We start from the raw sequence: 20,272 nt of genomic DNA, 5'->3' as shown, positions 1-20,272 counted from the left end.
TTATGCACTTGATGAAAAAAGGAAAACAAAAAAAGTTGCTATTAACAACTTTCTTTCATATGGGGCGAACGACGGGATTCGAACCCGCGCATGATGGGACCACAACCCACTGTGTTAACCACTTCACCACGTTCGCCATAAGTAAAACTATTATACCACTATTTTAAGCATCTAGTAAACAATTTAATTAATTTTTAGACCTTATATTAAGGTGTTAAAATCTATTTTCAACATTATAAAAATGATATAAAATTTATTTTATTTAAGGAGTATATTATTATGACTGAAAGAGATAAATACATAGACTTATTAGTAAAAATTGTTGATGCATTCGGTGGGCTTGACAATATTACTTCATTCAATAATTCAGCATCACAATTAAGATATGATGTTAAAAATGTTTCATTAGTTTCAAAAGCAGATTTTGAACAATTAGGTGCTACATCAGTTAAAATTTTCGAAGCACAAAAACACGTTCAAGTTGAATTGCCAAATGCAGAAGCTTTAAATGCACTTATCAAAATTAACAAAGACTTAATTTCAACAATGTGTAAATCAGTTGAAGTTTCAACTGTTTCAACATCAAATAATGCTACAGCATCTACTCAAGTAGTTTCAGAATTAGAAATCTTAGCACCTGCTTCAGGGCACATTGTTTCACTTGAATCATTAAATGATGGCGTATTTTCAAATGATTTAGTTGGAAAAGGATTTGCAATCAAATTAGATGGAACATCAGGTAAAATTGTTGCTCCATTTGATGGGAAAATAACAATGCAACCAGCAAGTAAATCACAAGTTATCTTATCTAGCACATCATTAGGTGTTGAAGCTGTTATTGTTTTTGGTTTAAACTCATACAAATTAAATGGAATTGGTATGGATGCTAAAGTTTCATTAAACCAAGAAGTTAAATCAGGAGATGAATTAATCGTTTTAGATTTAAACAGATTCAAAGCAGAAAACATTGATCAAGAAATTATTTTTGCATTAACAACTGATTCAAAATTACAAAACTTTAAAAACTTAGAACACAAAAACATCAAACATTCAGAAGTTATTGCTAAATTAGTTTAATCTTTAGATTAAACTGAGTTGTAAATCAGAGCAGAAAAAATCTGTTCTTTTTTATTTATTAAAAAAATATTTTTTTGGTGATATATATTCCAAAAAAGTTTTAAAATAAAAGTACCTCATTATTTTGATATTTAATGAGGTAACCTGGAATTAGAAAATATAAACTCTTTGATAGCATCTCTTTTTCCGGGAAACAAGCACCGTTTAAATGGTGCTTTTCTTTTTTTGTATTACAATTTTATATTATGAGTAAAAGTAAGAATACCAAAGGACATAGATGATTTAGTCACACAGAATTATTGACAGGTTTTATAGATCTAAAAACACGAGAAATTCACAAAGTCTCAATTTCAAATTCACTTTTAAAAAAGTTTGATAATTCAAATTCAAATATTAAGGATAATTTTTCATCATTTTCTGATAGTGATTTTACTGATAAGGAAATTTTTGAGAATGTTCAAGAATTATTCAATAGCAAGCAGACAGAAGTGGATTTTTCGACTTTGTATCAAAACTCAAACAATGAAGAAAAAACTAAATATGAAATATATACTGATGCCATTGAAAAATTAGCTATTGAAAAAATAACTGATATTACAAAAGTGGCAAATTTTAAAGGTAAAATGCCAGAATACTTATTTAAAGCAATATGTTTCACAGATTCCAAAGTAAAGAATTGAGAAAAGTTTAATATTGATGACATATTGAAAAAAGATGAGGAATTTATAAAAAATAAAAAGGCTACTGAGTGTTTGGAAAAATTCTTTGAAAAGGGAAAAGATAACTTTGCAAATTATCCTGCTAAAAATCACAAATATTTCAATTGTGAAAAATTTGAACAAGATAATCCTGTATTATGATTTGTATATTACTTCTTGAAACTAATATTTCGCGACGAATCACTTGTGAAAATATTCAATGAGAGTGAGATGCAAAGATTATGATGATATATTATTTGTGGCAATAAAACAGAAGATTATCCTAATTCACTTACATTTATTCTTGCAAATTACTATCATTTTTATGCTGAAACATCTTTATATCTTAAGGCATTAGAAATTTCTGATTTTAATCACATAGACTCAACTGAAGGAACATTTTCAGATAAAAAGTTTATGGTTGATTTAGATAACGTAAATATATTGAAGCCATTTATTTATGATTTCAAGACGTATTCTGATTCTAACTATCTAAAAAGTGACCGAAATATTCATCAATTATGTTGATACATTTACATTCTTATTAATAATAAAACCAATAAATATAACTCATTAATTGAAAGTATTGAATTTAAAGCTGAGAAACCTACTGAAACAAATGTTATTGTTTGTGATCATCAGTTACCTGCTAAAAGAAATGGCGCTCAAGTTAAAAAGCAGATCTTTGTTAAAACTGATCTTATGAATGAACTTGCAAATAAAATTAGTGCTCAAAGAAAAGATGTGAAGGGTAAAGCTGCGTGAACTTCCTTAGGAGCTATATTAACATTAATTTTGGTAGGAATTCTTCTTGGTATTCTAAAAGCGGCCGGATTAATGTAACTAGGTTGATAAAAGTAAGATAGAAAATCAAAAAAACTGTTTTTCTACCTTATTTCAGCTCAATATGGCTGGTGGATTTTTTTATGAAAAGTATATTAAAAATTCCTATCGCTTCAGCAGTGATAGGAATTTTTAATAATTATTAATTTTAGTTTTTTGATTCTTGTTCTAAAATTGATTTTTGTTTATTGAAACGACTTAAGAATTTTTGGATTTTTGGTCTCATGTAACTTACAAATTTTGGTGTAATAAAGTATAAACATAAAGCATATAAGATTACACAAACACCAAATACGACAGTTACATCATAAGGGAATAATAGTCATTTTGGTTGTCAACTAGCTTCAGCTTTCTCTGTTCCTTCGTTAACATTAATCATTCTAGGAACTCAAAATAGTGTGATTATAATTCCAATAATGAATACATAGTTAACAAGTCTTCAAACACTCATTTTTTCTTTGAAAACAACAAAGAAACCAAATGATAAAACTAAAATTGGAAAGAAAATTGATGCTAATATACGTGCATAAAGAGGTACATTATAAACAGAATTTGGAACGATTCTATCTCAAGGGATGATGTTTCCACTTGTTAAAATCATTGCAGCTGCTAAAACTCAAAATATTACTAAAAATGATATGTATCAACCATTAATTGGTTTTCTAACTTTTTTTTCGTTTTTATTTTCTTGTTTTTTATTATTCACGAGAATCTCTCAATCTCATCATTTTTAGGACGAATTCTGCAACAGGCATTGTTGTTGTTTCTTGTTTACCATATTCACGATATGAAACAGTTTCATTTAATCTTTCAGCTTCTCCAACAATGATTTGGAATTTAGATTTTGACATTTGTGCTTCACGCACTTTTTTACCTAAACGTTCTTCACGGTCGTCTAATTTAGACCTAAAGTCTGCATTGAATAATAATTGGTTGATGTCTGATGCGTATTTAACATCTTCTGGATTATTTGTAGCAGGAATAACTGTGAATTGTTTTGGTGCTAATCAGAATGGAAGCACACCTTTTGTTTGTTCTAAAAGAATTGAAACAAAACGTTCATATGTTCCAATAAGACCTCTGTGGATCATAACTGGACGTTCTTCTTGATTGTCTTTGTTTGTGTATGTAATATCAAATCTTTCAGGTAATAAGAAGTCAAGTTGTAATGTAGAAACTGTGATTTCGTGTCCTAAAGCTGTAAAGATTTGAATATCCATTTTAGGCCCATAGAAAGCAGCTTCTCCGATTTTCTCTTCGTATTTAACACCTAATTCATTAAGCACATTTCTAAGTTCATTTTCAGCTTCATTTCACATCTTGTCATCTGAATAGTACTTATCTGTGTTTTCAGGATCTCTTAAACTTAAAGAAACATAACTAATTTGAATTTTAAAGATTTCTAATGTTTCTTTAATTAATTGATACATTGATTTGAATTCTTGAGCAATTTGATCTTTTCTAACAAATAAGTGCCCTTCTGTTAAAAGCATTCCTCTAACACGTTCAAGACCTGTAAGAGCACCTGATTTTTCATATCTGTAAAGTTGTGATTGTTCTGAATATCTAATTGGTAAGTCACGGTATGAACGTTTTTCTGTGTTGTAGCAAATAATGTGGTGAGGACAAGTCATTGGACGTGCAATTAACTTTTCGTTTTCAAGCACAACTGGTTTAAACATATCATCTTTGTAGTGAGCTAAGTGTCCTGAAATTCTGTAAAGCTCTTCTTCACCAAAGTGTGGTGTTAAAACTTCTGTGAAACCGTATTTTCTGTCCATTTTAAGAACAAGGTTTCTAATTTCATTGTGAATGTACATTCCATCTTCTAATCAGAATGGTAATCCTTGACCACCTAATTTGTTGAATGTGAATAATTTCATTTCTTTACCAATTTTACGGTGGTCTCTTTCTTTTCTATCTTTAAGAATTTCTAAGTATTCTTCAAGTTCTGCTGCTGTATCTCAAGATGTTCCATAAATTCTTGTTAATTGGATGTTATCTGAATTTCCTCTTCAGTATGCACCAGCTAAGTTAAGTAATTTAAAGTGTTTAATGTGTTTTGTGTCTTCAACGTGTCCACCAGCACATAAGTCAACAAAGATTGTTTCATTACTTAAAGGATCTACAAGAGCATAGAATGTAACTTCTTTACCTGCTGCTACTAATTCGTCATAAAGTTCTTTTTTGTAAGGTTTACGTTCAAATGAATATTCATCAATTGAAACTTGCTTCATAACTAAATTCCTTGAAGCAAGTTTTTTCATAAACTTTTCAATTTTAGGTAATTCTGTTTCTGAAAGTGGTTCAGCAAATTCAAAGTCATAGTAAAAACCTTCTTCAGTAGCTGGACCAAATCCTAATTTAACATTTGGATAAAGTTTTTCAACAGCAGCACCAAGTAAGTGACTTGTTGTATGGTTAAGTTTTTTATTAGCTTTCATATTAATTTACCTCTTATTTATCATTTTTGGGTTTTGTCAATGAGGAATAGAGTCCCATTTTTTTCATTAACTTGTTTAAATTATAATCTGCGATTTTAGAAGCTCTAATTGCACCTTCATCAGTTATTTTGTCAACTTCTTTTAAAGCTGCATTGTATTTTGATTGAATATCAATTAAAAGATTTTTAACTGATGTAGCAACTGCTTCTTTAAATTCTTTATAGTTTTTATCTTTAAATAATTCTTCTGCTTGTTCAAGTGTTATGTTATTTAATGAAGCATAGATATTAAGTAAGTTTAAAATACCAGGTTTATCATTTGAAATATATACTTTACCTTCTGAGTCAGTAACTGCTTTCATAATCTTGTTGTAAGCTTGCTGTGGGTCTTCAAGTAAGTAAATGGTTGATTTGGTACCATGTTCACTTTTTGACATTTTAGCAGCAGGATTAGTAAGTGATTTAATTCTTGCTCCAACTTTAGGAACAACTCCGTTAGGAATTGTGAAGTTAGCATTGTATTTTGAATTAAATCTTTCAGCAATGTTTCTGGTTAATTCAAGGTGCTGAGTTTGATCTTCTCCAATAGGAACCACATCAGGGTTGTATAAAAGAATATCAGCAGCCATTAATACTGGATACATTAAAAGACCAGTAGGTATTTTAGAAGTCCCGTTAGCTTGTTTGATTTGTTGTGACTTATCTTTGAATTGGGTCATTCTTTGCAATTCGCCAATTGTCGTTTCTGATGTACAAAGTCAATTCATCATTCCATGTGCACTGACTTGTGATTGATAGAAAATTGTTACATTTTCTGGATTAAGTCCACAAGCTAAATAAAGTGCAACAATGGTTTTTCTTGCTTTTTTAAGTTCAACTGGATCGACACTTCCAGTTGTAAGTGCGTGTAAGTCAGCTACAAAAATGTATGATTCATAATCATTCTGCATTTGCACAAAGTTCCTAATTGCACCAATGTAATTACCTAATGTTAAATCACCGGTTGGTTTTATTCCACTTAATAATTTTTGTTTCATAACACTCCTTAACTAATTAATAAAGTTATTTATTAATTATATTGTTTTTTAAATAATGTATATTCATTTTGTTGATTGATTTTACAAATGCAAATAGCCGAATTAATCAAACAAAATTAATTAATAAATTAAGCAAAAAGAAGCAAACTAAAAAATCTTTTTAAATAGGTTATATAGAGCTAAATAATAATTCATTGTTTATAAAATAATGATAGAATAAATAAGCATAAAACAGCAGTTTATTATGACTTTTAAATAAATTTAACATGACTATAACATTGCGAGTAGATTAGCTGATTTAATCCAAAGCATTAAGTTAAATTTAACTAGTTAGAAATAAACCCTCTAAGTTATGCAGAAAGAGGTAAAAATACTATGTCAAGATACACAGGACCTGTATTTAAAAAGTCACGTCGTTTAGGATTCTCTATCTTAGAATCAGGTAAAGAATTCGCTAAAGGTAAAAAGAGAACTTATGCTCCAGGACAACACGGAAACAAACGTGTTAAATTATCTGAATACGGATTACACTTATACGAAAAACAAAAAGTTAAACACTTATTTGGTTTAAATGAAAAACAATTAAGAAGAGTTTTTGAAAAAGCTGTTAAAGCTAAAGGGATTACAGGGACAAACTTACTTCAATTATTAGAAGTTCGTTTAGATAACTTAGTTTATAGAGCAGGATTTGCTACAACAAGAAGACAAGCTCGTCAACTTGTTAACCACGGACACTTTGTTGTTGATGGTAAAAAAGCAAACATCCCTTCAATGTCAATCTCATTAGGTTCAGAAATTACTCTTAAAGAAAAATCAAGAGACAACAAACAAATTCTTGAAGCTATGGAACAAAAAGCTGCTTCAGCTTGAATGACAAGAAAAGACTTTTCAGTTAAATTAGACCGTTTACCAGAACGTAACGAAATTCACCCAGAAATCAAGGATGCTTTAATCGTTGAGTTCTACTCAAAATAGTAATTAGGAATATTAGGAGTTTTATTTATGAAAAAAGATATTCACTTACCATACCACGAAGTAAACGTTACTTGTTCAACTTGCCACAAAGTGTTCCAATTCAAATCAGTTAAACCAAACTTTACAGTAGACGTATGTTCAGGATGTCACCCAGTTTACACAGGGTCAAGAGCACAAGTTAAAGCGACAGGTAGAATCGACAGATTCAACAAAAGACTTGAAAAAATGAACGGTAAATAATTATTGTTTCATTTATACATCTAACTCAAATTACTTTATGTAGTTTGGGTTTTTCTTTTTCGCCTAGGGACAAGGTAATTTAGTTTATTTAATAAATTAAATAACTTAATAATAAAATTTCACTTTTATATATAAAGAATTATAATTATTAGATATTTTTTAAACCCTTAAAGGAGCATTATGAACTTTGAAGAAAAATATTTTTTCTTAAAACCTGGTTTCTGATCTTGAACCGGTGGAGGTCAAATATCAGAGACAATGCTAGCTCAAACTAATTTAGGTCTTAGATTATCTTGAGTTATTGCTATGTTGATTATTTTTGTTATTTGAATTTTCAAAAGACAAATACACGAAGCAATTAAGCGTAAAAATGTGTCTGCAAAAACTCAAGAAATATTAATTAGAACTGCAGGAGCATTAACACTTACATTTATCGTTGCTAGAGCTATTATGTTTGGAGTTACACAATATCCAGGTAAATGAGAAACTATACCACTTCATATGTGTAGAATTTTAGGAATTTCAATTGGTATTGTGCTTTTATTAAATAAACCACAATGAATGAAATATTTAATTTCACTTAGTTTCCTTGGTGCAACTATTGCGCTTATATTACCTGATGTTAAGATAACTTACACACCTGATGAAACATTTACAGCATTTGGTAAATTCTATGAAAAAGGTAAAGAATACGAGTTCCATATTTACTATGATAACTACATATTCTATGATTTAATGGCGCTTCACGTATTTATGTTGCTTTCTACATTTATTGTTTCTATTGTGTATCCATATTCAATGAGAAACAAAGATATCTTAACAACACTTGCGTTATTCGGATTACTTGTTGTAGCTTGCTTCTTCTTAAACTGAACACTTGATGACTTAGCACCAAGTGCTTGAAAGAGCAATTACATTTACGTAGGAAAAGACAAATATAATCCATTCTCAAGTTTAATTGGTCCATTAATGAAATGACCATTTAATGTGTTTACATTAATTGCAATAGGAACGCTTTACTTATATGCATGTGCCGGTATCTTTATTCTTCAAGATAAAATTATTTTTAACTTTGGAAAAGGTAAGAAATTCTTATCATTTGGTAAGTCTTCAAAACAATTCTTAAAACCTAGATTCAATGTTAAAAAGTATGATAATTTATATGTATTTTAATTAGAAAATTAAGCAATCAAATTTGGTTGCTTTTTTTCTTTTACAATAGTCTACAAGCTGTAAAAAAAGAGCAGTCATTGCTGACTACCCTTTAGTTTTTTCATTGTAATATGTGCTTGTGCTTGATGAAAGTTCATCATTAATTGGTTGAAGTGTTTTATGAATTGTTGAACTATTATTGATTTCATAAATATCAATTACGTTAGCATCTATTCCATCTTCAGCTGAAGCGAAGTAGTTTCTAAGCACTAATTCATAATCAACTGCTTGTGAAGGAACATAGTTAATGTAATTGAAGTTTGTTAAGTTTTTGTATGCACCAATAACATCTTCATTACTTAAATCGAGGTATGAAATTACTTTTGCAATGTAAGACTTAATAAAGTCTGCTAATTTTTCAATTGTAATTTCTGCATTTTCTTCTTTTTGCTCTTTAAATGTTTTTTCATTTTCAAAAACTAATGCAAATAAGACTTTAATTTCATCATCTGCATTTTCAGGCAATGAAAGTGCTGAAGCTTCTTCGTCTGCTTCTGGATATGTAAAGTTCTTAATATCAGTTGCAATTTGTGTAAAGAAGTTGTTTAAGTTTTCTGTTTTACTAAAGTAATCTTTAAGTCTGTAAGGATAGATGTTAATTCTATCGTCTAGATCAACATCTTCTTCACGTTCGTGATGTAAGAATTTGTTGTGTTCTGCATTTAATTCAAGATACTTATCTAAGTATTCTTTGTTAGCAGGAAGTGATAAATCAAGTAAGTCAGCGTATTTGATAATTACGTTATTTAATTTGTCTTGATTTTCGTTTTGGTCTATGAGACCTAGCTCAACGAATTTATCAGTAGCTAATTCCTTAAATGCACTTGGTGAATCTTCTGTACCTGTTTGAAGGGCTTTTCATCTTTGTGCAACAGCGTGCTCAATGAATAATTGTTTTTTAAGACCGAATTCTTGTTCTGTATATTTTTTGTCGATTTGATCGAATTGTTCTGCTAATTCTGGTAAGTTATCTAAGAATCCATCTCTAATTGTTTCTAAGTAGAGTTTGTTTGATTCTTCTGTGTTAACTTTAGATAAGATAAGTCCATCGACTAATAAAATGTTTTCTTTAGGTTTAATAACTCTAATTTCGCCATCTTCGACTTTACCTGGGAAGTTATCTTCTCCATAGTATGCATCAATAGCATCACCATTGTACATAATAGCTGCATTGACATCTCTTTTAGGGTTAATTAAGTTATTTAATAATTCAAGTCCATCTCCTTGGAATGAGATGTTTTTGTGTCCAATTGGGAAACCTGTTCCATCTTTAATAAGTGAAACAAATGAATCAATTAGACCTTTGTATGTTTCTTTTGTAACTGCACCAGTGAACTGATCAGCACTGTGAGTTCCATCTGCATTTGTTCAATAAGATGAACCATATAACAAGTTATCTCTGACTGCGTCAGTGATGATTCAAGAATCAAATCCATTATCAGCAACTATTTTAAGTGAGTTGATAATGGAATTTGTTTTATATCCATTATTAAATTTATCAGCGTATAAATCAAGATTAATTGCACCATCTTCAGTTTTCTTTTCAGGTGCAATTGGTTTTTTCTTAATGTTGTAAGCGATTACCATATCTTGAGAAAAGTAAGGGAAAAAGTATTCTCAAAGTTCAGGGTAATTACCTTTTTCATCTTTAAGTTCTTCACCATTAAATTTAGTCTTTAATTGTTCGTTGTAATCTTCAAGATGCTCTCAAACTTCTGATTTGATAATGTTTTTAAGATATTGTTTTGTTTTTTCTCTGTCGTTTTTAAGTTCAGGTTTGTTAAGTAAAATTGAATAATCAATTTTTTGTAAGCATTCTTTTTTAATAAGTGATGCAGCTAGGAAATCTCCACTGATTCCTGCAGCTGCTTTGTGGTTGATTATTGCATTATTAAACTCATTAACTTCGTTAAATTCAGCATAACTGAATACGTCTCTTAACTTCTCTTTATTATCATCTGACATATATGATCTAAAGTTGTAAAAGGGTGGTTTATAACCGTTAATTGCTTTTGAAACAATTAAGCCAGTTCCTACTGCTGCGATTGTTAAAATCCCAGCACTAATTAATGATGTTTTAATAATTTTCTTCATTATTATTTCTTACCTTTCTTAACTGCAACGTAAATAATGTTTCCGATAATAGTTAATACAAGGATAATAGCACCAAAAATAAGTCCTCAAGGCTCAAATGAACCTGCATATAAATCAGTTCCAACTGTTTGCATATTAGACACTGTTCTAGTGATGATAAAATCATCAAATGAAAGAACAGAAGCTACTATTACAGACATAATAATTGAAGGGATCATATAAACAAAGTAAGTTTTGAATCAAGATCTTAATTTTGAGTATCCTAAATCTTGACTTGCTTCGTAAAGGTTGTTGTTGAATTTTTCACTTCTTGGTAACATAAGTGAAATTGCATATGGAAGTGTCATAATTGTGTGAGCTACTACAACACGTCCAAATCCTTCGCTATCTGTTTGAATAACTCCAAAGAAGATACCAAAAACAAGAACAAGTCCAATAGCTGTAATGTTGTCTGGGTTAATAAGAGGAATATTAATTGTAGAGCTTACGTATGATCTAACAATTTTGTTCTTTTGTCTGTATAGTGCATATACAGTTATAAGTGAAATTGTACATACTAAAAAGCTTACAATAAGCGCTAAAAGTAAGCTGTTTACAAGTGACATTGCTCTGTTGTTATCAAATAAATGAAGTCAGTTGTCAAATGTACCTTTAGTTCAAGTTGGGTTAAATTGACCTTTTGGTGTTGGTTGGTTAAATGAGTAAATAACTCCAAATAAAAGTGGTATATAAACGATTGCTAAAATGATGTAAATATAAGATCTTTTTAAGAATTTACTCATAGTGTGCTCCTTTTTTAAGTCTGAAAATTATTTTAGGAGTTAATAAAATAATTCCATAAATACTTAAGAAAATAGCAGATACCACGATAACTAAAACAGAAACTGCTGCTAAGTCAAATTTATTTCCTGGGTTTGCTCTTGAGTTGATAATATCTCCAACTGTTTGATATTGTGAACCATCTGGCAGAAGTTTTGCTGAAATAACAAAAGTTGTAGCTGATGCAAGGAACACCATACCAAAACCACTTAAGATAGCTCTAATACCATATGGAATTATAACTTTGAAAATTGTTTGAGTTTGATTGTAACCTAAGTCGTGACTTGCTTCAATGATGTTTTTTGGCATATCTTTAAACACTGTGTATAAAGGCATAATCATTAAAGGTAAGTTAAGGTACATAAGTCCAAATACCATAAATGCTTCATTGTTTAAACTTTTTGTGTTGTGTGCCATAATCCCTAAGAATAAGGCCTTAATTGAATAAATTCTAGCAATTGTAAAAATTGCAAGTGGTGAAATTATTAAACTAAGTGCACAAATTTTAAAAATCTTAGATTTAGATGTTGAAACAAAGTAAGCATATGGGAATCCAATGATTAAGCATAACATTGATGCTGCTAATCCTATTCATAATGAACGTCCCATAATTTTTCAAGTACTTGATGACTTGATTAAAACTCAGTTATCAAAACTTTCGTTCGGAATAAGTGCATAAAGCACAATTAAAATAATTGGAAGAATAATAAGTAAGAGCGCAATTAAGAAATAAGGTCAAACTAGATGTGTTTTTTTATCAAAAGTGAAGTTGAATTTATTAGTTTTGGAATTCATTATTTGAATAATCTCACTTAGCGTCTTTACGCATTAAATGGACTGAGTCAATTGTTCAACTTAAGTAAACTTTTTCACCTAGTTCAAATTTCTTAGATGTTTCTACATAAATAACTGTTTGTTCATCAATTTCAACTTTAATGTAGTAGTAGCTTCCTCTGTAAGAAATGTCAGAAATGTGTCCTGATAATTTGTTTGAAGTTTTAGATGGTTCTGAGTAAATGTCAATGTCTTCTGGTCTAATAAGTGCATCAAGTACTTCACCTGATTCAAATTCATCTGCTTCGTGAATTGTTTTGAACTCTTTGTTTAATATCTTAATTTTGCCTTGTTTTGTGAATTTAGCATCAAAGATGTTTGAATCACCGATAAATTTAGCAACTCAGATGTTAACTGGATAGTCGTAGATGTTTTTAGGTGTGTCATATTGTTCAATAACACCATCACGCATAACAGCAACTCTATCTGAAAGTTCAAGTGCTTCGTCTTGGTCGTGAGTAACAAAAATAAATGTAAGACCTAATTCTTGTTGAATACTTCTTAATAACACTTGCATTTTTTGTCTAATTTTTGCATCAAGTGCACTAAGTGGTTCATCTAAGAGTAAGATTTCAGGTTCAATAACAAGTGAACGAGCTAATGCAACACGCTGTTTCATACCACCTGAAAGTTCAGAAATAGCTTTATCAGCATTTCCTGTAAGACCTACAAGATCGATGATTTTCTTAATTTTTTCATCCATTTCTTGTCTTGTCATTCTACGTTTGAAGTGTAGGTTTTGGAACGCTTCAACTTTTAATGCTGTGTAACTTTCTCAATATGAATAAACGAAGTCTGAGTTATCAAGTCATTTTTGAATTTTCTTGTATTGGTATGTTCCTTCTTTTAAGTTTTCAAGTTGTTCTTCATATTTTTCTTGTAACTTGTCAAGTTGTTCCATTTTTTTATGACTTAAAACATCTCATTTTTTAGTTAATTGTTCAAGAAGTTTTACTTTCTTTTGGTCAATAACTTCTTTAGGAATTCTTTTAAGTTTAAGACCATATGCAATGTTTCCATAAACGTTTAAGTGTGGAAAAAGTGCATAATCTTGGAAGATTGTTGAAACATTTCTTTTGTGCGGTTCAAGATCTTTAATGTCTAAACCATTGAATTTAATTTCACCACGTGTAGTTCACTCAAAACCACCGATTAATCTTAAAATAGTGGTTTTCCCTGAACCTGATGGACCTAATAAAGTAACAAACTCACCTGGTTGAATTTGTAAATTAATACTATGTAAAACTGTTTTATTTTGAAATTCTTTAACAACGTCAATTAATTCAATAATTGGTTGCTTATCTTTTTTTCTTTTAACTTTAATAGCCATTATTTTTAATCTCCTTTCCTTAATATAGTTTTAATAGCTATTTTAAAAGGGAGACCGTATCAAATAAGTTTTCAATGTATTCTTCACGTAAGTATTTTTTAGTTGAATAGTCAATATCATTGAATACTTTTAATACATTTGATATAGGTAAAATTTGAATTAAAAGCGCCTTACTTTTCATAAATGCTATTTTACTAAATTGATTAATTTTGGCCCTAATTTTTTTAACTTTTTTGAGGTAAATTTTGAGCAAATTATTTTGTAAGAGTATAAAAAATAAGTGTGTTAAAATGGTTTGATTTTGATTGAATCTTTGAGCTTAAATTTAAAACAAAAACCACCTTGTGGTGGTCTTGTTTATTAGAAAATAATATTTCTTTGAGGGAACTTAAGTTCTCTTTGTGTTGTGTTTTCAAAAGTTCTAAGAATTTGGTTTGCTCTATCTAATTCTAATTCTTCTAAATTTATATTGTATAGCTCTTCAATTTGTTGTGCATCAATTTGGCCTAAAGATGATTTGAATGCAAAGCAAATTGGATCCATAATAATTTGTGAAACACCACTTTCTTCTTTTACATAAAACTTATAGACAATGTTTGAAAATGAAACATAAAATTCATAGTATCCCGGTTTAATTATTGATTCAGTTACATTTGAAAAACTTGTTGGCCACATATTTCCAACTGGTTTGATTTCATTTGTGATATATGTATAGTGTGTATGTCCTGAAGTTGCATTAACTTCTGAGAAACTATTAACTTGGTTAATTGAATAGTGTAAATATTCATCTGAATGTCTTGGTTTTGAATCATCTTCAAAGTTAAATGATAATAAACCGTAATCGTAAAACACAGTGTTAAAGTAGTAAATGTATTGTAAGAAGATGTAAATGTTTTCAGATAGCAATTGTGACATTTGCTCTAATGAAGCAGCGAATTCAGGTTTTTGTGCACCTTCGTTTTCCTTTTTAAGTTTTAAAACTGTGTCTTTAAGTGTTGCTAATTTGCTTCTTAACTTAGTTAAATCTTCATTTGTGAAGTTATCTAATTTTTCTTTGTATTTAGGATCTAATGTAATGTTTTGTTCTTTTAAAAATTCATCAAATTTAGTTACTACGTAAGGTTTAGCTATTTTGTATTGATTGCCACCTGTTAAATCAATGCAAGCTACAGAAGCAATTGGTAATGCCGAGAAACTAAGTAAAGAAAGTGAGAATAGTAATTTTTTCATAATGAATGTTAATTAACATCTACAAATGTATATGTTAATTTTACCCCTCCATAATTGTCTATAAATAAAATTTCATTGGTGTTAGCTTTGTTCGAGTTATCTACACCGAATGGAGCAAATAACTGCACATATTTGTTTAAATCAAAAATGTCTAATATATAGTGATTATTGATAATATTTGGAAATGTTTTTACATATCCGTGTAATTTAGGTTTGAGTAATTCAGGATTTTGTCAATCCTTTTCAATTCCAATTTCTAAGATAAATCCATTTTTAGATAATAAGTAATATAAATTATCAAGTGTTTCATCACTGTTTTTTGCATAAACATAATCAATGAATTGATTTGAACTTATTTTTGCATAGTTTGAATAAATTTTTTCAGGATCATTAGATGCGACATCTAAGTTTTCATTATCTAATAATGTTGATTTGATTAAATCAAATTGAGTAATTGTAAATAGTGCATATAGTCAATTTGTTGATAATAATTGATCTATTTGAGCAGTTGATTGTTCTACTATAAATGGTTTTATCCTTGAGAATGTTCCTCAATCAAATTCTCCTTGAATAAATGATTGAGTCATGTTGTTCCCGAATACAAATGCATTTTTAATTTGCTGTTTGTAATCAGGATTGCTTAGTAATTCAAATTGTGAGTCAATGTAAGCTTGTTTTTGAGCTTCATCTTTATATACGATGTTAAGTAAGTTTCAAATTGAATCTTGTTTAATAAAGTTATTTCATTCAAGTTTTAAAGCGTTTTCTTGTTCGTTAGTTTCATCTGTTTTTGATACTGTGCTAGGTGTAAAAGATAAAGTTGCTAAAGGTAAACTTAATGGTGATATCATTAAAATCTTTTTAAATAATTTACTAATTTTCATTAGTCCCCTTTCATAAGAAGAAAACATTAGCAGGTTCTCCATAACTTAGATCTTTAACCATACTTTTTTCAAATTGAACTAATCCTGTTTCGTATCCGTGAATAAATCTTGAGTGAACAATATTAGAAATTAAGTTAAGTGATATTTTGTTATTTTTTAAATCTCCAAAGTATCAGTTTAACGGTTCTAACTTTAAATTAGAAACAGGTTGCAAAATGTTGTTGATAGTAATTCTGAAAACTAGTTTATTTTTCTTTAAATAATAAACCCTAGCATCAGCCATTTCACCTGATTCATCACCTAATTTGATGTCGTCAATGTATGTGTTTGGTACGTTGTAGTTTTTGTATTCACTTTTTGTTTTTAATGATTGTTGGTATTCGTCTGATAGTGTATAACCATTTCCGATTGGATCTAATAATCATGATACAAATGCGAAGTCAAATTTATCTAAATTATTTAAGATAAAGTATCAGTTTTCAGAAATAAAATCTGAGAAACTATTAGCGAATTTTTCTTTTTTAGCAGGTGTATTATGTTCTTTAATTTCATTAATTTTTGTTGTTAATTCAGTTATTTTGTTTTCTGCTTCTGTTCTTTCATCACCTGAAAAGTAGACCAAGAGATCTTGTAGTCTGCTTTTTTCAGCAAGAGAATCATTTAATTCATCAGATCTAAATTCTTGTTTGTAACTTGTTGTTATTTCTTTGAATTTTTGAATGATTGATGATGCGTCTTGTTCTTGATTGTATAGATATAAACTGCGTTCTCTTTGACTTTCTGGTTTGTAAACGTTGTTTAAAAGAGTTTCGATAATCTTTTTATGATTAACTTGCTGCAAGTTTTCAACTTTAGGGTTAATTTGTGTTGAGTTATCTATGTATACTTCTAATTTGTCTGAAGATGTGTAATTAGCACAAGAAATTGCAACTCCACTAATAAGAGGTAAACTAATTAAACTTAATATTTTTTTAATTTTAATCATTTTGTACTCCTACTAATGTGTATCTAATAATTTGTCAGTTATCTTGATTAATTTCTTCTAACGCTAAGTACAAGCTTTGAAAGTAATTGTATGAATTAAATAACATAATAAATTTAGCATAATCAAAATTCTTATATATAAATGATAAATCTTCAACATTTATACTTTTACTGTATTCAATGTCATCATTTAATAGTTTATTGTGTGCAGCAACTAATTTGCTGTGTAAATTATCAATTGTTGCATCAATGTTATCTGTAGAGACAACTTTTAAGATTTCAGCAGATGCTTTTAAATGTGTTTTGCCTTCTTGTGAATATTTAAATACAGGTAGTATTAAATTTTCGTTTAGGACAATGTAAATCACATCTAAACTTTGAAGTGTTGAGTTGCTATCCAACTGAATATTTTTAACAACATATTTATTCAATTTGTAATTATGTAAATCAATATTTGACTTAATACCATCTTGCGTTGCTTTTGTGTATTTTGCTAATGTTAAATTCACACCATCATCATTTTTTTTATCTTTGAAACTTGATGGATAAAAGTTTAAATAGTAATTGAATTTATTTAGATTACTTAAGTATCAAAATCAGTTATCTCTAAATAGCATTTCTAATGTTTTTGATGCTTTTAACGTATCTTGAATTTGAGTGTTGTTTTCTAAAATTGGATTGTTTAATATTTGCGCATATACCAATGATGATTGAATTTCTTTAATAAATTCATCTGGAATATTGTTTTGTGCATTTATATATAAATTCAAATCTCTTGAATTATTTATAAATTCAGAAGATCCTAATTTCTTTAGAAATGCTTGATGTGGTCTTTTTTCTTTTGAAACTTGTGGAGTAGTGTTTTCTGTTTTATTAGTACAAGAGAGTGCTATTGTTGGTAAGAACAATAAAGGTGCAAGAAGCTTAATTTTGAATAATCTTTTCATAATAGATATCTTCAAGACTTCTATGTTTTTGTCCTGATGAAACCAATTTACCTTTATGAATAAGTGTGTATGAAGTTGCGTACTTATCAATCTCACTTAAAATGTGAGAACTGATAATTATTGTCTTACCTTGTTTATTTAATTCAGATAATATTTCAAACAATCTAAATCTAGCTGTTGGGTCTAAGTTAGCAGCAGGTTCATCAAGAATGATTAAATCAGGGTCATTTAATAATGCTTGAATTAATAAAACTTTTTTCTTTTGACCTGATGATAAGTTGTTAGGTTTGTTTTTCTTCAAATCAGAGATTTCAAACTTTTCTAAAAAGTTATTGATTTTGTCTTTTAATTGTTGTTTGTCTTTGTTTCCAAATAAAGAAACAATGTATAAATATTCAAATACATTTAATTCTTTAGGGAAAATTGCATTTTCAGGAACATAACCAAGTTTTGCTTTTGATTCAGGATTTGAGTTAATAATTCCATTAATGTAAATTTGTCCACTAAAGTTTGTGTATGAACCAATGATTGATTTGATTGTTGTTGTTTTCCCTGAACCATTTTCTCCAATAAATGCGTGGAAAGAACCTTTAGGTACTTCAAAACTTAAATCAAATACTCCTTTTTTCTCATTAGAGTTATGATTATAAATCTTTGTTAAATTTTGAACTTTAATACTTGTGTTATTCATTATTTATAATCCTTTCTAATGTATAAAAGTGTATTTGCAGCTAATAGAGAAGCTCCTAAGATTATTCAAATCACAACAAAGATTGATTTGTTAACAACTTTTTTGTTTCTTTGAATTGAATAAATTTGATCTGTTGTAGCAAATAAATAGTTATTTGATTTTGTTAAATCGTATCTGATGACAATTTGGTCATTGATGATTTGTTGTTTTGGTACATATGTTTCAAATCCACCGATTTGATAATTGTAATCATCTAATCTAACTTTGAATTGAGATGGCGCATATGTATCTGTGTAGTCATCATTTACTAAAAGAGCATTTAAGTAAATTGAATCATTGTAAGTAAAGTAAATGTAGTAAATAAGTGATGAATATAAATAAATTTGTTTTTCAACTTTTGATTTAACTAATTTATTTTTAATAGCATTTTCATCAAGAACATTTGTGTTGTTATCAATTAAATTGTTTAATTCAGAGTTCTCATCATTTAAGTTTCTTTGAATATCGCTTAAGATGAAGTTTTTAATTGAAACTAAATCATTGTTTTTTACATATTCTTGTAATTCTTCTGAATTAAATAATTGAGCAAAGTATTTGTTTGTAAAACTATTAAATACATTTGATTTTAATAGTTGTTGTATGTTTTCTCATTTTAGTTTTCCGACTAAGTTTTCAGATGTAACAAAGTTGTATTTGTCTTCTGGGTAAATAATGTTAAAGTCTGAAGCGCCATCTCTTACATAGATGATATCTGTGTTGATGATATTTGTAATAGATGATTGATTTTTAAGTGCACCTGGAACTATATATTGTTCTTTACCTTCACTTATTTGATACTTACGTAGGTTCGGTTGTTTCTCGAGAATATATGAATATACTTGAGAATCAGTGTTCTTGTAATATAAGTAATCACTTAAATTATTAGTGTTCTGATTATTTAGTTTATTAAATATATCTTCATTATTAATGTTGAATATTTCTAACATTTGATAAGGAATTGCTAAATAAGAATAAACACTTCACGAAGTAGATGAGTTTTTTGAAATCTCGTATGCCTCTGATAAGTATGCATCTTGTTTTTGACTAAAACTCGTTGCATCATATCCGTTAGGAATGATGTAGTAATTATCTTTATTGTTATCTAAATAAAAGTAATTAGTATTTGAATCATTACCTGATGGTTGATTAGGGTTTTTAGAATTTAAATAGTAAGCAAAGTTATTAGCTGTTGATGTTGAGTTTGATGAGATAAATCCTCCAGCTAAAAACATCGGAATACTGAATAACAGTGGAACTGTTATAGCAATCTTTGAATTAAGTTTATAGCTTATTAACGAAGCAATTGAACCAAAGAAGATAAATGCTAAAAATATTGTGATTAGCGTGATAAATACGAATGCTACAAAGTAACTAGCATCTAATTTTAAAGTTAATCCTAATATTAAATTAAATAAAGAACAAAATAATGCTCAATATAACCCCATTAATAAAAACATTAACATTTTACTTATAAAAATAGTTTTTCTGGATATGGGCTTAGAAAATGTAATTATTTCTAAACCTTCTTCCTCTAAATCTTTATATAAGTTAATTGACTTTAATGAAGAAAAGAAGATAGTTATAAATAACAATCCAAAACTAGCACAATAAATAACTAGCGATTTGTTTTGTATATTCAAAATTGAAATAATAATTGAAAGAACAATCATTATTGTTCCAACTAAAGCAGGTAAGATTCAACTGCTTTTTTTCTTTAAAATTACCTTATGAAGAAAGTAGACATAGTTTTTTATTTGTGTCATTATTAACTCCTTTTTGCACTTTCATATTACTTTAATATTATTAATAATTTGATAATATTATACATTAATTAAATAACCTGATGGTTATATTCTTTATATTTTTTTTAAAAATAAATAGGTAAAATATATCTT

Annotated in this window: 19 protein-coding genes and 1 tRNA gene; 5 read left to right on the top strand and 15 right to left on the bottom strand. The window is 28.5% G+C overall.

What is annotated here, in order from left to right:
• Window positions 1-60: 60 nt before the first annotated feature.
• Window positions 61-136 (bottom strand) — tRNA-His (locus VBM88_RS00135).
• 143 nt (window positions 137-279) lie between these two features.
• Here VBM88_RS00135 and VBM88_RS00130 point away from each other — a divergent pair.
• Together VBM88_RS00130 and VBM88_RS00125 are read left to right on the top strand one after the other, a co-directional pair.
• A complete protein-coding gene (locus VBM88_RS00130; RefSeq protein WP_323680142.1) occupies window positions 280-1,077 on the top strand; it encodes a PTS glucose transporter subunit IIA in 798 nt (265 codons plus the stop codon).
• Window positions 1,078-1,322: 245 nt separating this feature from the next.
• Complete coding sequence (locus VBM88_RS00125) at window positions 1,323-2,618, top strand: hypothetical protein (RefSeq protein WP_323680141.1); 1,296 nt, start codon at window positions 1,323-1,325, stop codon at window positions 2,616-2,618.
• A 148-nt stretch (window positions 2,619-2,766) separates the two neighbouring features.
• Here VBM88_RS00125 and VBM88_RS00120 read toward each other — a convergent pair whose 3' ends face one another.
• Genes VBM88_RS00120 through trpS form a run of 3 tightly spaced genes read right to left on the bottom strand, consistent with a single transcriptional unit; the run spans window position 2,767 to window position 6,098 of the window.
• Window positions 2,767-3,324, bottom strand: a complete 558-nt coding sequence (locus VBM88_RS00120; RefSeq protein WP_323680140.1) for a hypothetical protein — start codon at window positions 3,322-3,324, stop codon at window positions 2,767-2,769.
• On the bottom strand, window positions 3,317-5,062 hold the full coding sequence (gene thrS, locus VBM88_RS00115) for a threonine--tRNA ligase (protein ID WP_323680139.1): 1,746 nt from the start codon (window positions 5,060-5,062) through the stop codon (window positions 3,317-3,319). The genes VBM88_RS00120 and thrS overlap by 8 nt, the downstream gene beginning before the upstream one ends.
• Before the next feature lie 13 nt (window positions 5,063-5,075).
• Window positions 5,076-6,098, bottom strand: coding sequence for a tryptophan--tRNA ligase (trpS, locus tag VBM88_RS00110; protein ID WP_323680138.1), 1,023 nt, complete (start codon window positions 6,096-6,098; stop codon window positions 5,076-5,078).
• A gap of 375 nt (window positions 6,099-6,473) precedes the next feature.
• Between trpS and rpsD the strand changes: the two genes are divergently transcribed.
• The 3 genes from rpsD to VBM88_RS00095 all read left to right on the top strand — a co-directional run bounded on the left by rpsD (window position 6,474) and on the right by VBM88_RS00095 (window position 8,486).
• Window positions 6,474-7,073 (top strand): 30S ribosomal protein S4, encoded by a 600-nt coding sequence (rpsD, locus tag VBM88_RS00105; RefSeq protein WP_257088713.1) that lies wholly within the window; start codon window positions 6,474-6,476, stop codon window positions 7,071-7,073.
• Window positions 7,074-7,100: 27 nt separating this feature from the next.
• Entirely contained in the window at window positions 7,101-7,313 is a 213-nt protein-coding gene (gene rpmE, locus VBM88_RS00100) for a 50S ribosomal protein L31 (RefSeq protein ID WP_323177431.1), read from the top strand.
• Between the two features lie 180 nt (window positions 7,314-7,493).
• A complete protein-coding gene (locus VBM88_RS00095; RefSeq protein ID WP_323680137.1) occupies window positions 7,494-8,486 on the top strand; it encodes a YwaF family protein in 993 nt (330 codons plus the stop codon).
• A gap of 84 nt (window positions 8,487-8,570) precedes the next feature.
• Here VBM88_RS00095 and VBM88_RS00090 read toward each other — a convergent pair whose 3' ends face one another.
• From VBM88_RS00090 to VBM88_RS00040, 11 genes are all read right to left on the bottom strand, one after another.
• Entirely contained in the window at window positions 8,571-10,619 is a 2,049-nt protein-coding gene (locus tag VBM88_RS00090) for a hypothetical protein (protein WP_323680136.1), read from the bottom strand.
• 2 nt (window positions 10,620-10,621) lie between these two features.
• On the bottom strand, window positions 10,622-11,401 hold the full coding sequence (locus VBM88_RS00085) for an ABC transporter permease (RefSeq protein ID WP_323680135.1): 780 nt from the start codon (window positions 11,399-11,401) through the stop codon (window positions 10,622-10,624).
• Complete coding sequence (locus VBM88_RS00080; RefSeq protein ID WP_323177435.1) at window positions 11,394-12,233, bottom strand: ABC transporter permease; 840 nt, start codon at window positions 12,231-12,233, stop codon at window positions 11,394-11,396. The genes VBM88_RS00085 and VBM88_RS00080 overlap by 8 nt, the downstream gene beginning before the upstream one ends.
• A complete protein-coding gene (locus VBM88_RS00075; RefSeq protein ID WP_323680134.1) occupies window positions 12,217-13,602 on the bottom strand; it encodes an ABC transporter ATP-binding protein in 1,386 nt (461 codons plus the stop codon). The genes VBM88_RS00080 and VBM88_RS00075 overlap by 17 nt, the downstream gene beginning before the upstream one ends.
• Window positions 13,603-13,639: 37 nt before the next feature.
• Window positions 13,640-13,783 (bottom strand): hypothetical protein, encoded by a 144-nt coding sequence (locus VBM88_RS00070; RefSeq protein WP_257088689.1) that lies wholly within the window; start codon window positions 13,781-13,783, stop codon window positions 13,640-13,642.
• Between the two features lie 179 nt (window positions 13,784-13,962).
• Entirely contained in the window at window positions 13,963-14,832 is an 870-nt protein-coding gene (locus tag VBM88_RS00065; RefSeq protein WP_323680133.1) for a hypothetical protein, read from the bottom strand.
• Between the two features lie 8 nt (window positions 14,833-14,840).
• On the bottom strand, window positions 14,841-15,716 hold the full coding sequence (locus VBM88_RS00060) for an aromatic motif membrane protein (protein ID WP_323680132.1): 876 nt from the start codon (window positions 15,714-15,716) through the stop codon (window positions 14,841-14,843).
• On the bottom strand, window positions 15,706-16,701 hold the full coding sequence (locus VBM88_RS00055; RefSeq protein ID WP_323680131.1) for an aromatic motif membrane protein: 996 nt from the start codon (window positions 16,699-16,701) through the stop codon (window positions 15,706-15,708). The genes VBM88_RS00060 and VBM88_RS00055 overlap by 11 nt, the downstream gene beginning before the upstream one ends.
• Window positions 16,694-17,647 (bottom strand): aromatic motif membrane protein, encoded by a 954-nt coding sequence (locus VBM88_RS00050; protein WP_323680130.1) that lies wholly within the window; start codon window positions 17,645-17,647, stop codon window positions 16,694-16,696. The genes VBM88_RS00055 and VBM88_RS00050 overlap by 8 nt, the downstream gene beginning before the upstream one ends.
• Window positions 17,625-18,338 (bottom strand): ABC transporter ATP-binding protein, encoded by a 714-nt coding sequence (locus VBM88_RS00045; RefSeq protein ID WP_323680129.1) that lies wholly within the window; start codon window positions 18,336-18,338, stop codon window positions 17,625-17,627. Before VBM88_RS00045 ends, VBM88_RS00050 begins: the two co-directional genes overlap by 23 nt.
• Complete coding sequence (locus VBM88_RS00040; protein WP_323680128.1) at window positions 18,338-20,140, bottom strand: ABC transporter permease; 1,803 nt, start codon at window positions 20,138-20,140, stop codon at window positions 18,338-18,340. Before VBM88_RS00040 ends, VBM88_RS00045 begins: the two co-directional genes overlap by 1 nt.
• Window positions 20,141-20,272: the final 132 nt, after the last annotated feature.

This window comes from Mycoplasma sp. 1232 (genome assembly GCF_034863345.1).
Lineage (GTDB): Bacteria > Bacillota_I > Bacilli_A > Mycoplasmatales > Metamycoplasmataceae > Mycoplasmopsis.
The sequence above is the reverse complement of the archived record's forward strand: the minus strand, read 5'-3'. Positions and strand labels throughout refer to the sequence as shown.